Genomic DNA, 12,011 nt, shown 5'->3' with positions numbered 1-12,011 from the left:
CCGCCGTCCGGCAAGAGGCTGCTGCCGCTGAGGCCATGTGCTCGCCGCCACCGGCGCTCTGCGCTCTCGCGGGTCGCAGCCGTCGGCGTCCTCTCGGACGCCGCTGCCGGGCCCCGGGCGTTCCTCGAGCACCGTCTCCGAGGTGGAGCGGGCCTGAGGATCGGCTCCCGCCCGTGCGCGACCGCATGGCCCTCGCGAGCCCCCTTCCCCGGCGGAAGGGGGCTCGCGGGTCTTGGGAGGGACGTGAGTCCGTCGCTGCATGTAAGTGCCCGACGCGGCCGGGCACATGCCCGACGCGGCCGGGTACAAAGGCATGGGGGCCGCGGCCACGATGCGGCCTCCGGTCGCCGCACTCAGGCTTGGCCGGGCGTGATCTCGTCGAGCAGTCCGCGGATGTGCTTTTCGATCGCGTCGCGGATGGGGCGGATGGCGTCGACTCCCTGTCCGGCCGGGTCGGGGAGCTTCCAGTCGAGGTATCGCTTGCCGGGGAAGACCGGGCAGGTGTCGCCGCAGCCCATCGTGATGACGATGTCCGAGGCCTGGACGGCTTCGACCGTGAGCACCTTGGGCACCTCGGCGGAGATGTCGATGCCCGCCTCCGACATCGCTTCGACGACAGCCGGGTTGACCGTGTCGGCGGGTGCGGATCCGGCGGAGCGGACCTGTACCCGGTCGCCCGCGAGACGGGTGAGGAACGCGGCGGCCATTTGGGAGCGCCCGGCGTTGTGGACGCAGACGAACAGCACGGACGGACGCTCGGTGGGAGGGGGCATGGCGGATGTCTTTCCTGGGGCGGCAGTTCAGGGGTGCGTGGATGCGGCGAGTTCGGGTTCGTCCACGGCAGGGGTACGAGTGGTGCGCACCGGTTCCGTACGCCCGAACAGGGCGATCAGCAGGCCCAGGCCGAGCGCGGCACCGGCACTCTGTGCCGCAATGAACGGGCTGACCGAGGCGGGCGCGATGCCGGCGAACGTGTCGGTGAAGGCGCGGCCGATGGTGACGGCCGGGTTGGCGAACGACGTGGAGGACGTGAACCAGTACGCCGCCCCGATGTAGGACGCCACGGCCACGGGGGTGAAGTGGGCACGTCCGGTGCGGCCGAGGCCGAAGACCAGCAGGATGAGGCCGGTCGTTGCCACGAGTTCGCCCAGCCACAGGTGGCCGGCGGAGCGGTCGTGGGTGGACCAGTGCACGAGCGGTTTGGCGAACATGGCATCAGCGAGGATCGCGCCGCCGATGGCTCCGATGGTCTGGGCCGGCAGGTACGCCGCGATGTCTCGGCCGTTCGGTCCTTCGCCGGTGTGCCGGTCGGTGAACCAGGCCGCGAGCGTGACGACGGGGTTGAAGTGCGCACCGGAGACCGGCCCGAGGAGGGCGATCAGTACGCCGAGTCCCAGGACGGTGGCCAGCGAGTTGGCCAGCAGTTGCACGCCGGTGTCCTGGGTCAGCTCGGTGGCCTGGATCCCGGAGCCGACCACCACCGCGACCAGGGCCGCCGAACCGACAAGCTCAGCGAGGGCCCGCCGCCCCAGGGAGGCGCTCACGCGTGGCCCTCTGCCGTCTGCGTGGTCGTCAGGAACGCTGAAAGCCGGTCGAGCGTGGCAGGCAGCACCCAGTAGTAGACCCATGTGCCGCGACGCTCGCAGTCGATCAGGCCCGCCTGCCGAAGCAGCTTGAGGTGGTGGGAGATCGTCGGCTGGGACAGGTCGAAAGCCGGGGTCAGGTCGCACACGCAGACCTCACCGCCCGCCCGCGAGGCGATCATGGACAGCAGTCGCAGCCGAACCGGGTCGCCCAGGGCTTTGAACATCCTCGACAGCTCGGCCGCCTGGTTCTCGTCGACAGGCGCCGCCACCAGTCCAGGGCAGCAGGCGCCGGACTGATCGTCCTGCCCGAGCACCACCAGCTCTTGCTTTGACATGCTTCTATATTGACGTTTCTCGATCCAGTGCGCAAGGTTGCATAGACGGACATCAATGCAAGCAGATGGGAGTCGTTCATGTCCCGTGCTCAGCTCGCCCTGCGCGTCAGCGACCTTGAAGCGTCGATCGCCTTCTACTCAAAGCTCTTCGGCACCGAACCGGCCAAGCGGCGTGTGGGCTACGCCAACTTCGCCATCGCGGAGCCCCCGCTGAAGCTCGTGCTCATCGAAGGTGAGCCCGGACAGGAGACCCGCCTCGATCACCTCGGAGTGGAGGTGGAATCGACAGAGCAGGTGAACGCCGCCACCACCCGGCTCAAGGACGCCGGCCTGGCCACCTTCGAGGAGGGCGACACGTCCTGCTGCTACGCCCTCCAGGACAAGGTCTGGGTGCACGGACCCGGGCGGGAACCGTGGGAGGTCTATGTGGTGAAGGGCGACGCAGGCACCCTCGGCAAGAGCGCCGACCCCAACGCCACCGGTGACGTCTGCTGCAGCAGTCCGACCGGCGAAGCGGCCCCTGCCGCGACCGCTTGCGGCTGCGGCAGGCGGACATGAAGCGGTGGCTGCTTCGGTCGTACTGGAGTGGTCACCTTGACCGTGATCACCCGTGGGCGCATCATCCTCCTGATGAAGGAGTTGTGATGCTGCGGTTCATGGACTGGTCCGTGGTTGCCATGGGGTGCGTGCTGGTCCTCTTGAGCCTCGCCAGTCGGTGGTGGGAGCGGACCGAGGTCCGCAAAGGGAGGAGTCCCGACCAGGGCATGCGGTTCTTCGGGGCGTGGCTCCCCCTCCTCGTGGGCCTGGGCCTGGTCGGTGCCAGGATGCCGAGCCTGTTGGTCGCACCCCACCCCGTCATCATGATCGCGGACACTCTCGACGGCGCGCTCTGGGTCACGGTGCTGATCCTGGTCCTCCGGGCGGTGCGCCGCGGCACTCGGGCGCGCAGTCCTCGCAACGGTTGGGCGCCGCCACGGCCTTGAGTGGCCAATTCTCCGTCGCCTCATCGCAGTTGGCCCGATGCGGAAGTCCAGGCACTGCGCACCGTCACGTAACGGCTTGACCAAGGTTCCCTGAAGGCCCGCTTCTCCGGTTGTTAGGTAAGCCTTCCCTGCCTTAGCTTCTGGGTGCGTCCCCGCACGTCAGACCGGAGAATCCCCATGTCCAGCGCGAACATCGCCCTGCTCGGCGCCATCGCAGGTTTCACCATCTATCTCGGCCTCCCCATCGGCCGCCTGCGTTCGCCGACTCCTCGCCTCAAGGCGGGCCTGAACGCCGTTGCCATCGGCATCCTGGTCTTCCTCGTGTGGGACGTGCTGGCACACGCCTGGGAGCCGGTCGACGAGGCGCTCGGCAAGCACGAGTGGGGCTCGGTCGCCTCCAAGGGCGGCACCCTGGCCGTGGGGCTGACCATCGGGCTGGCCGGGCTCGTGCACTACGACACCTGGATGGCCCGCCGTCGGACCGCCGCCGCACGCCCCGCGGGACCCGGCGCCGCCACCACCACCGAGCCGGCCCTCAAGACCCGCAGCCAGGCGGGCTCGCTCGCGCTGATGATCGCCACCGGTATCGGCCTGCACAACTTCGCCGAGGGCCTGGCGATCGGCAACTCCGCCGCCAAGGGCGAACTCTCCCTCGCCGTCCTGTTGATCATCGGGTTCGGCCTGCACAACGCCACCGAGGGCTTCGGCATCGTCGCCCCGCTCGCCGCCGAGGGCGAACGCCCGTCCTGGCTCACGCTGCTGTGGCTCGGCCTGATAGGCGGCGGCCCCACCTTCCTCGGCACGCTCGTCGGCCAGCACCTGGTCGACGACACCCTCTCGATCGCCTTCCTCGGCCTCGCCGCCGGCTCGATCCTCTACGTGGTCATCGAGCTGCTGGCCGTCGCCCGCAAGGCCGGGCTGAAGACACTCACCACCTGGTGCATCCTGCTCGGCCTGCTGCTCGGCTTCGCCACGGACGCCATCGTCACGGCCGCCGGCGCCTGAGCCGACCCCGGGCCGCCGGGACCGCTTCGGCGTCAGCCGGTCGCAGTTGCGGCCGTCGTCATCTGCGCGCCGCACTGCTCTGAGCGGCGCAGGCGGTCGAGCCGGTCGTACTCGGGCGTGCGGGTAGGGGGTTCAGTAGGGGGTTCAGGGGCGTGCAGACGGGCGTGGCGAGCGTGGCGACACCGACGAGTTCGACCAGGCCGGCAGTTCGAGTTCGTCCAGTCGGAGTGGATGAACGACGGAGTCTTCTTCGGGGCCGGCAGCTCGAGGGACCCGGTCGTCGGAGCCGCCGACGGGGAGGCCGGCTACACCATTCCCCGACGGCCGGTGAGGCGCCGCCTCGCTACGCTGCCGCGCTTCGTCGTCACCCGAGGGGCGAGTACGGCTTCATGCCGAGCACGAGCGCCCTGCGCCGGCTCGGGGAGCTTCGCGACTGACCGGCGGGGAAGCGTGTGCAGCAGGGCGACGTCGTCGCGGGCGCGGCGATGCAGGTACTGCTCGCCTCCGTCGGCAGCCTCACCTTCGCCCCACCGTCAACGCCGTCCTCACCGCCGCCGACATCGGTACCAAGGCCTCCCTCGACGTGGGCGCACTGGTGCGGTGGGCTCCCGCAACTCGTCCCGTCCGCCGTCGGCCTGCTCCTGCGCCGCTACGCCGAACCCACCGCACAGGCGTGGCACACCACGACAGCAGCAGTCTCCGACGTCACCTTCCTGATCGTGCTGGTGGGCATGCTGCTGGGCGGCCGGCACGACGTCGTCGCCCTCTTCGGCTCACTCGCACTGCTCGCGGGTTTCCTGCTCGCGGCGTTCGCCTTCGCCGTCGGAACACTGCTGGCCACCGGACCGATGACACGCCGGACCACCATGGGAGGCGTGAGCGCGGCACGCAACGTCGGACCCGCCCTGGCCGCGATCGGCCTGCCTTCGCCGACCAACCCGCGATCCTCGGCGCGTTCGCCGCGATCCTGCTCAGCGGCCTGGTCGCGGCGCTTCCGATCGCCACGCGCCTCAGCAGGCGGCGCAGCGCTGATCGCGGCTAGGCGTTCGGAGCGGCCACCGGCTCCGGCTCCGCGTCTTCGGTGGCGGGGGCGTCGCTCAGGCCGAGGCGGAGGTGTTCGACGTGGTAGAGGGCCTGGTCGAGGAGTTCGGCCACGTGGTTGTCGTAGAGGGAGTACACCACCGATCGGCCTTTACGGGTGCCGACGACGAGGCCGAGGTTGCGCAGCAGGCGCAGTTGGTGGGAACAGGCGGACTGCTCCATCTCGACTTCCGCCGCCAGTTCGGTTGCCGGAAGAGGGCCCTCGCGCAGCCGCGCGAGGATCAGCAGCCGCGAGGGTGTCGCCAGCGCCTGGAGGGTGGTGGCGACCTTGGCGGCACTGGCGGCGTCCAGGTGTTTGCGCGGGACGCTTCCGGTCGGCGGTGCGGCTCCATGACCCATGCGCCCATGCTACGGCACCACGCATGAACACATGAATGACTCTTCATTTGTTCCTGTTACGGTGGTGGCGACCCGTCGCGCCCCGACCTGCGAAGGACCTTGCTCCCATGTCTTCCACCCTCACCCGCCCGCCCGGGACCGGCGCCGCCCACGAGACGGTGGCGCCCCGGCGGCGTACGCGGATCCTCGCGCTGTCCGAGGCCCGATGGGCGGCGGCCGCCCTGGTGCTGTTCCTGGTCGCGCTGCCGCTGTATCTGACCGGCGGGCCCGCGTGGTCGTGGGGGCCGCTGTTCGCGGGTGTCTACGTCACCGGCGGCTGGGAGCCCGGCTGGGCCGGTCTGCAGGCCCTGAAGGACAGGACCCTGGACGTGGACCTGCTCATGGTCGTCGCCGCGCTCGGGGCGGCGGCGATCGGGCAGGTCCTGGACGGCGCGCTGCTGATCGTCATCTTCGCCACCTCAGGTGCTCTGGAGGCGATCGCCACCGCCCGTACCGCGGACTCGGTACGCGGTCTGCTCGACCTCGCCCCCACCACGGCCACCCGCCTGCGGGACGACGGTGGCGAGGAGAGCGTGCCCACCGAGGAACTGCGCGCCGGAGACACGATCCTGGTGCGCCCCGGTGAACGGATCGGCGCCGATGGGCGGGTGCTGGACGGGGCCGGCGACGTGGATCAGGCGACCATCACGGGCGAGCCGCTGCCTGTGGCCAAGGAGGCCGGCGACGAGGTGTTCGCCGGCACCCTGAACGGCACCGGCGCCCTGCGTGTGAAGGTGGAGCGGGACCCGTCCGACTCGGTGATCGCCCGGATCGTGGCCATGGTCGAGGAGGCCTCCGAGACCAAGGCGCCCACCCAGCTGTTCATCGAGAAGGTCGAGCAGCGCTACTCCCTGGGCATGGTCGCGGCCACGGTCGCCCTGTTCGCGCTGCCGCTGCTGTTCGGCGCCGCACTGCAACCCACGCTGCTGCGCGCGATGACGTTCATGATCGTCGCTTCTCCGTGTGCCGTCGTGCTCGCCACCATGCCGCCGCTGCTGTCGGCGATCGCCAATGCCGGACGTCACGGCGTGCTGGTGAAGTCGGCCGTGGTCATGGAGCGGCTCGGCCAGGTGGACGCGGTGGCGCTGGACAAGACGGGCACCCTGACCGAGGGCACGCCGAGGGTGACGGACATCCGCCCGCTGGCAGGTTCCGGGCTGAGCGAGGATGAGCTTCTGCGGCTGGCGGCGGCGGTCGAGCACCCCAGCGAACATCCGCTGGCCCGCGCCGTCGTGGATGCCGCCCGCACCCGTGACCTGGACGTTCCCCTGGTGGAGGGTTTCACCTCCGCTCCCGGTACCGGCGTCAGCGCCCTCGTGGCCGGTCGTGCGGTCGCGGTCGGCAGCCCCACCCGTCTGCTGGGGGCCGGCACGCACCGGGCCCTCGCCGTCGCCACCGGCCTGGAGGAGGAGGGCCGCACCGCGGTCCTGGTCACGGCCGACGGCAGTCCGGTGGGGGTGCTGGGCATCGCCGACCGGCTGCGCGAGGAGGCCGCGGCCGCCACCTCGGCGCTGGGGCGTCTGACCGGCAGCGCGCCGGTGCTGGTCACGGGCGACAACCCGCGCGCCGCCACCCGGCTCGCCGACGAGGTCGGGATCACGGACGTGCGTGCCGGACTGCTTCCGCAGGACAAGGTCGCGGCGGTCAAGGCGCTGGCGCAGGCCGGCCGGAAGGTGCTGGTGGTCGGCGACGGCGTCAACGACGCTCCCGCACTGGCCGCCGCCCACACCGGCGTCGCCATGGGCCGCGCCGGATCGGACCTCGCTCTGGAGACGGCCGACGCCGTCGTCGTGCGCGATGAGCTGGCCACCGTCCCGACCGTCATCGCTCTCTCCCGTCAGGCCCGCCGCCTGGTCGTACAGAACCTGGTGATCGCCGCGGTGTTCATCACCGGCCTGGTCGTCTGGGACCTGACCGGTCACCTGCCCCTGCCGCTGGGTGTGGCCGGACACGAGGGCTCCACGGTCATCGTCGGCCTCAACGGCCTGCGGCTGCTCGCCGATGGAGCGTGGAGCCGCGCGCGGGCGCAGCTGCACCAGTGAGGCCGCCACCGTGCCTTCAAATCGAGCCGGATGGAAGGGAGTTGGGGCGGGGCACGCGAGAACCTGCCTTCTCGGGCCGGATCCGGTGGTCGTTCAGCGTGGTGTTCGGTACCGCGGTGGCGGCGTCGTACGTGCAGGAGGCAGGCGGGTGCTCCACCGTGGCGACGGGGGCGGGCGGCCCCGCCGGACGTGCGGCGACAGGGGGCGGCAAGCGGGGACGCGGTGCCTGACAGGGGCCCGGCGCGGGTCTGCGGGACTGCGGGCCCCATCGTGGCGTGCGAGCCTGGCAGCATGGATCGCGAGCCGGCGTTCTTCCCCGACCCGACGCTCGGCATGGTGGGGCTGGACAGCGGCGGGCGCATCACGGCATGGGGCGGCGCCGCTTCGGCCATTCTCGGATACGACGCGGAGGCGGTGCTCGGTCGGCCCGCGAGCGAGCTGCTGGCGAGCGACGCGGACCGCCCGGCGGTGGTCGCTGCGGCGCGACGCTGCCGGATGGGCGAGAGCGTGCGGGAGGCACTGGCCGTACGACATCACGACGGTGGCCCGGTGGAACTCTTGGTGCGGTCGTGGCCGGTCGCGACCGGCGCGAGGGACGTGCACTGGCACCTGTGCTTCGCCGAGATGGCGAAGGTACGCCGCTGGGACACCGATCGGGCGGTGATCGAGGGGCTTTTCGCCCAGGCACCGATCGGGCTTGCGGTCCTGGACACCAGGCTGTGCTTCGTACGCGTCAACGATGCGCTCGAACGCATCCACGGAATTCCCCGGAAGGAGTCTCTGGGGCGGCGCATCAGCGCCCTGTTCCCCGGTCCGGAGACGGACCTGATGGAGGCAAGGCAGCGCCGGGTACTGGAGACCGGGAAGCCACTGACCACGGAGCATCGGGCCTCGATGACGGCTGCCGGGGAGGGGCACCGGGGGTGGAGCATCACGTCGTTCCGGCTGGTCGACCCGCGCGGCACGATCCTCGGAGTGGCCTCGGCCGTTGTCGACGTCACCGAACGCAACCGGGCCCGGGACCGTCTGATGCTGCTCGACGAGGCGGCCCGGCGCATCGGCACCACGCTCGACGTCACCCGCACCGCCGCCGAACTCGCCGACGTGGCAGTCCCCCGACTGGCCGACTACATCGCCGTCGACCTGCTGCGGGGCATCGCCCTGGGCGAGGAGTCCGGGCCGGGCCCCGTCGGCGGCGGCGCGGTGCTGCGTCGGGCCGCCATCTGCTCGCTCCTGAAGGAGGCTCCGGAGGCCAGCTACCCGGTGGGCGAACTGATCACCTTCCACCAGGCCACGCCGCAGGCACGCGCGATGGCCGACGGCAGGTCCGTGCTCCTGCCCACCCTCGAGGACTCCGAGGAGTGGCTGGCCCAAGACCCCCACCGGGCCGGGAAGATGATCGCAGCGGGCATCCATTCGGTGATGGTCATCCCGCTACGCGCCCGGGACGTCACACTCGGCGTCGCCCACTTCTACCGGTGGCAGCGCCCCGAGCCCTTCGAGGACGACGACATCACCGTGGCCGAGGAACTCGTGGCCCGTGCCGCCGTGTGCGTGGACAACGCTCGCCGCTACACACGCGAACGCCATACGGCCATCACTCTCCAGCAGAGCCTGTTGAGGACCACAACGCCCGAGAACAGTGCGGCAACCACCGTCTGCCGCCACCTGCCCGCCATCGGCCCCACAGGGGTGGGCGGCGACTGGTTCGACGTCATCCCGCTCTCCGGGGCCCGCCTCGGCCTCATCGTCGGCGATGTCCCCGGCCGTGGCATCCACGCAGTCGCCAACGCGGCCCGTCTGGGCACGGCGGTCCGGGCCCTGGCCCAGCAGGACGCCTCCCCCGACGAACTCCTCACCCAACTCGACGACATCGTCACCCAGGCCGCCGAGGAGGCAGAGCATCACCCCGAGGCACCCACGGCAGGCATCGGCACCACCTGCCTGTACGCCATCTACGACCCCGTGTCCCGCCGCTGCGCGCTCGCCGGCGCGGCGCACCTCCCGCCGGTGCTCGTTAAGCCCTCCGGCGCCCCACACCTCCTCGACCTGCGGGCCGGCCCTCCACTCGGCCTCGGTGGAATGCCCTTCGAGACAACCGACGTCGACGTGCCGGAGGGCAGCACGCTGGCCCTGTACACCAACGGCCTGCTGCACGGTGAAGGCCGTCACCACGACATCGACGCGGCCTTGCGCACGCTGTGCCGGACCCTGACCCACTCGGGCAACAACCTGGAACAGGTCTGCGACACCGCTCTCGACGCCCTGCTGCCCTCCCGCGCCCCCCACGACGACGCCGTCCTGCTCCTCGCCCGCACACACGCTCTCGGCCCGGACCGCGTGGCCACCTGGGACCTGCCCCCCGACCCGGCCATCGTCGGCCAGGCCCGCTCGCTGACCAGCACCCAACTCGCCGCCTGGGATCTCGAAGAACTCGCCTTCACCACCGAACTCATCGTCAGCGAGCTGGTCACCAACGCCATCCGCTACGGCCGGGCCCCCATCCAGCTGCGCCTCATCCGAGCGACGACGCTCGTCTGCGAGGTGTCCGACGCCAGCAGCACCTCCCCGCACATGCGGCAGGCGGCCGACACCGACGAGAACGGGCGGGGCCTTTTCATGATCGCGCAGATGGCCGACCGCTGGGGAACCCGCCACTCCCTCACCGGCAAGACGATCTGGGCCGAGTGCGGCGCCCTGTCGTCGACTGCCGCGCGACGCCCGGGACGCCGAGATCTGCGGCCTTTCCGCCGGGCCCGGTGACGGGCCTCATGGCGAGGCCGGACACCGGCCACTCGGCGCAGGGGCCGATCCAGCCTCCGGCGCCGCCCGGCGCGCAGCAGATCTCGGGGCAGATTCGCCTACGTCAACCACCTGCGCGCGTCGGTGCTGGACGTGATCGGCACGCGCCCGGCGGGTCACCAGGCGCGTGCCGATCCCGGCGGATGCGGGCAGGTCCTCCGACGAGGCCGTCTCGCCCGACGGACGGGACATCCGGCTGGGGATGCCCACCAACGGGCGGACCACCGCCGTGGTCGACGCGGCCACCTACCGCGTGGAGGCGGTGCTGAAGACGGGGCCGCGCACCAACCACCCCAACTTCGTCACGGTCGGCGGCGTCGACCACGCCTACCAGACCGTGGGCGCACTGAACGAGACCCTGATGTACTGGCGGTCGAAGACCGGGGCGCCGCCCACACTGGTGAAGACCGTCCACAACCTCGCACCACGGCGCTGATGTCCATGACGAGCAACCAGTTCGGCAACATCGACGAGGCCCTGTCCTGTTCGTACTTCTTCGTCAACCACTACACCTCCGTCGTCCCAGGCCCGGAACTCCGTCCGGCGAGCAGGCGCCGGACGGGCCACCGGGTGATCCGGTCGTCGACGGCGGGTGGCAGGGCCCGGATGCAGGCCGGCCGGACGAGTGCCAGACTGAGAAACCAGAGTCGGTGGTGTACGGCGGAGCATTCGGGACTGCCTGCCGTCCATCCGCTCAGCGGGGAGGTGCCCATGACTTCCGACGCACGGTACCCCCCGGACGAAACCGCTCTTCTGATCGTCGACCCGTACAACGACTTCCTGTCCGAGGGGGGCAAGTTGTGGCCCAGGGCGAAGGAAGTGGCGGAAGGCATCGGTCTGCTCGACCACATGCGCACGATGCTCGCCACCGCCCGTGGGTGCGGCTTCCGCGTCCTCATCGTGCCCCACCACCGGACGAGGCCGAGCGACTACCGCACATGGGACCACCTGTCACCGACCCAGCGGCACGTGGTCAGCAGCCAGACCTTCGCCGAGGGCAGTTGGGGGGCCGAGTGGCACCCCGACTTCGAGCCCCGCGAGGACGAGCTGGTCGTCAGCCAGCACTGGGCCTCGAGCGGCTTCGCCAACACCGACCTCGACTTCATGCTCAAGCAGCACCACATCCGCAGGATCCTGCTCATCGGTATGCGGGCCAACACCTGTGTGGACACCACCGCCCGCTACGGCCAGGAGCTGGGCTACCACGTGACCCTTCTCCGCGATGCCATCGGCTCCTTCAGCTGGGCGGAGATGGAAGCGACGTTCGAGGTCAACGCGCCTATGTACGCCCACGCCATCCTCACGACCGAGGAGTTCGCCGACATGGTGAGCGACACGGTGAACGAAGAACCGGGCGGCGCTGACCGATGAGGACGCTGCCAAGGCCTGCTTACGGCTGCTTCGTCACCGGGGGGCCGTTGCGCACCCAGCGGTGCCGGGGCGGAAGGGCAGTGCCCGGAGGGACGAACCGGTACGGGCCGTCCGGGAGTCGGGCGATGACAGGGCGGCGCACGATCTCCTCGAACCAGGCAGCGGCGATCCGGCCGAGGTGTTCCGGAGGTCCGGCGGCCGACAGCGGCTCCAAGTGCCTCGTCGGTTCCGGGGACTGGTAGTTCTGGCTGTGCCGTTCGCTGCAGAAGAGCCGGTCGCCGATGACGGTCGCACCCAAGGCTCTCTGCCCGCCGTTCAGCTCCTCTTCCTCGAACCAGTCGTCGTACACACGGGCGAGGCTACGCGAGGGGCCGTGGCCGACGTGCCGGAGCGGTGGTTGCGCCCCTG

The 12,011-nt window shown here is 70.9% G+C and carries 12 protein-coding genes; 7 read left to right on the top strand and 5 right to left on the bottom strand.

From position 1 onward, the window contains the following. Positions 1-353 precede the first annotated feature (353 nt). From GQF42_RS16530 to GQF42_RS16520, 3 genes are read right to left on the bottom strand one after another with little or no spacing between them, the layout of a single operon-like run. The gene (locus GQF42_RS16530; RefSeq protein WP_158920607.1) at positions 354-773 is read right to left on the bottom strand and encodes an arsenate reductase ArsC; all 420 of its coding nucleotides are present in this window, start codon (positions 771-773) and stop codon (positions 354-356) included. Positions 774-800: 27 nt separating this feature from the next. Next, the gene (locus GQF42_RS16525) at positions 801-1,544 is read right to left on the bottom strand and encodes an aquaporin (protein WP_233273366.1); all 744 of its coding nucleotides are present in this window, start codon (positions 1,542-1,544) and stop codon (positions 801-803) included. Continuing rightward, positions 1,541-1,921 (bottom strand): ArsR/SmtB family transcription factor, encoded by a 381-nt coding sequence (locus tag GQF42_RS16520; RefSeq protein WP_158920603.1) that lies wholly within the window; start codon positions 1,919-1,921, stop codon positions 1,541-1,543. Before GQF42_RS16520 ends, GQF42_RS16525 begins: the two co-directional genes overlap by 4 nt. A gap of 78 nt (positions 1,922-1,999) precedes the next feature. Between GQF42_RS16520 and GQF42_RS16515 the strand changes: the two genes are divergently transcribed. The 3 genes from GQF42_RS16515 to GQF42_RS16505 all read left to right on the top strand — a co-directional run bounded on the left by GQF42_RS16515 (position 2,000) and on the right by GQF42_RS16505 (position 3,909). After that, entirely contained in the window at positions 2,000-2,479 is a 480-nt protein-coding gene (locus tag GQF42_RS16515) for an ArsI/CadI family heavy metal resistance metalloenzyme (protein WP_158920601.1), read from the top strand. A gap of 86 nt (positions 2,480-2,565) precedes the next feature. Continuing rightward, the gene (locus GQF42_RS16510; protein ID WP_158920599.1) at positions 2,566-2,904 is read left to right on the top strand and encodes a hypothetical protein; all 339 of its coding nucleotides are present in this window, start codon (positions 2,566-2,568) and stop codon (positions 2,902-2,904) included. Between the two features lie 177 nt (positions 2,905-3,081). Beyond that, a complete protein-coding gene (locus tag GQF42_RS16505) occupies positions 3,082-3,909 on the top strand; it encodes a ZIP family metal transporter (RefSeq protein WP_158920597.1) in 828 nt (275 codons plus the stop codon). A 1,038-nt stretch (positions 3,910-4,947) separates the two neighbouring features. On the opposite strand, the gene GQF42_RS16500 is transcribed toward GQF42_RS16505, so the two are convergent. Next, positions 4,948-5,349 carry an ArsR/SmtB family transcription factor gene (locus tag GQF42_RS16500; RefSeq protein WP_158920595.1) on the bottom strand — a complete coding sequence of 134 codons (402 nt, stop codon included), beginning with the start codon at positions 5,347-5,349 and terminating at the stop codon, positions 4,948-4,950. A 107-nt stretch (positions 5,350-5,456) separates the two neighbouring features. Here GQF42_RS16500 and GQF42_RS16495 point away from each other — a divergent pair, with 107 nt between their 5' ends. The 4 genes from GQF42_RS16495 (at position 5,457) to GQF42_RS16480 (ending at position 11,603) form a co-directional block, all read left to right on the top strand. Then, on the top strand, positions 5,457-7,430 hold the full coding sequence (locus tag GQF42_RS16495) for a heavy metal translocating P-type ATPase (protein ID WP_158920593.1): 1,974 nt from the start codon (positions 5,457-5,459) through the stop codon (positions 7,428-7,430). Between the two features lie 291 nt (positions 7,431-7,721). Further along, on the top strand, positions 7,722-10,193 hold the full coding sequence (locus tag GQF42_RS16490; RefSeq protein WP_158920591.1) for a SpoIIE family protein phosphatase: 2,472 nt from the start codon (positions 7,722-7,724) through the stop codon (positions 10,191-10,193). A gap of 166 nt (positions 10,194-10,359) precedes the next feature. Then, positions 10,360-10,668 (top strand): hypothetical protein, encoded by a 309-nt coding sequence (locus tag GQF42_RS16485; RefSeq protein ID WP_158920589.1) that lies wholly within the window; start codon positions 10,360-10,362, stop codon positions 10,666-10,668. A 275-nt stretch (positions 10,669-10,943) separates the two neighbouring features. Then, positions 10,944-11,603, top strand: coding sequence for a cysteine hydrolase family protein (locus tag GQF42_RS16480; RefSeq protein WP_158920587.1), 660 nt, complete (start codon positions 10,944-10,946; stop codon positions 11,601-11,603). A gap of 19 nt (positions 11,604-11,622) precedes the next feature. Here the strand turns inward: GQF42_RS16480 and GQF42_RS16475 are convergent, their stop codons facing one another. Then, complete coding sequence (locus tag GQF42_RS16475; RefSeq protein ID WP_158920585.1) at positions 11,623-11,952, bottom strand: hypothetical protein; 330 nt, start codon at positions 11,950-11,952, stop codon at positions 11,623-11,625. Between the last annotated feature and the right edge of the window lie 59 nt (positions 11,953-12,011).

It is taken from the genome of Streptomyces broussonetiae, assembly GCF_009796285.1.
Taxonomy (GTDB): domain Bacteria; phylum Actinomycetota; class Actinomycetes; order Streptomycetales; family Streptomycetaceae; genus Streptomyces; species Streptomyces broussonetiae.
Note: the sequence above shows the minus strand (reverse complement) of the source record. Positions and strands in the feature narration are given on the sequence as shown.

Excerpts from the sequence above, each read along its gene's own strand:
- GQF42_RS16490 (WP_158920591.1), top strand. The coding sequence starts at position 7,722 with ATGGATCGCGAGCCGGCGTTCTTCCCCGACCCGACGCTCGGCATGGTG.
- GQF42_RS16480 (WP_158920587.1), top strand. The coding sequence starts at position 10,944 with ATGACTTCCGACGCACGGTACCCCCCGGACGAAACCGCTCTTCTGATC.
- GQF42_RS16530 (WP_158920607.1), bottom strand. The coding sequence starts at position 773 with ATGCCCCCTCCCACCGAGCGTCCGTCCGTGCTGTTCGTCTGCGTCCAC.
- GQF42_RS16510 (WP_158920599.1), top strand. The coding sequence starts at position 2,566 with ATGCTGCGGTTCATGGACTGGTCCGTGGTTGCCATGGGGTGCGTGCTG.
- GQF42_RS16505 (WP_158920597.1), top strand. The coding sequence starts at position 3,082 with ATGTCCAGCGCGAACATCGCCCTGCTCGGCGCCATCGCAGGTTTCACC.
- GQF42_RS16495 (WP_158920593.1), top strand. The coding sequence starts at position 5,457 with ATGTCTTCCACCCTCACCCGCCCGCCCGGGACCGGCGCCGCCCACGAG.
- GQF42_RS16515 (WP_158920601.1), top strand. The coding sequence starts at position 2,000 with ATGTCCCGTGCTCAGCTCGCCCTGCGCGTCAGCGACCTTGAAGCGTCG.
- GQF42_RS16520 (WP_158920603.1), bottom strand. The coding sequence starts at position 1,921 with ATGTCAAAGCAAGAGCTGGTGGTGCTCGGGCAGGACGATCAGTCCGGC.
- GQF42_RS16500 (WP_158920595.1), bottom strand. The coding sequence starts at position 5,349 with ATGGGTCATGGAGCCGCACCGCCGACCGGAAGCGTCCCGCGCAAACAC.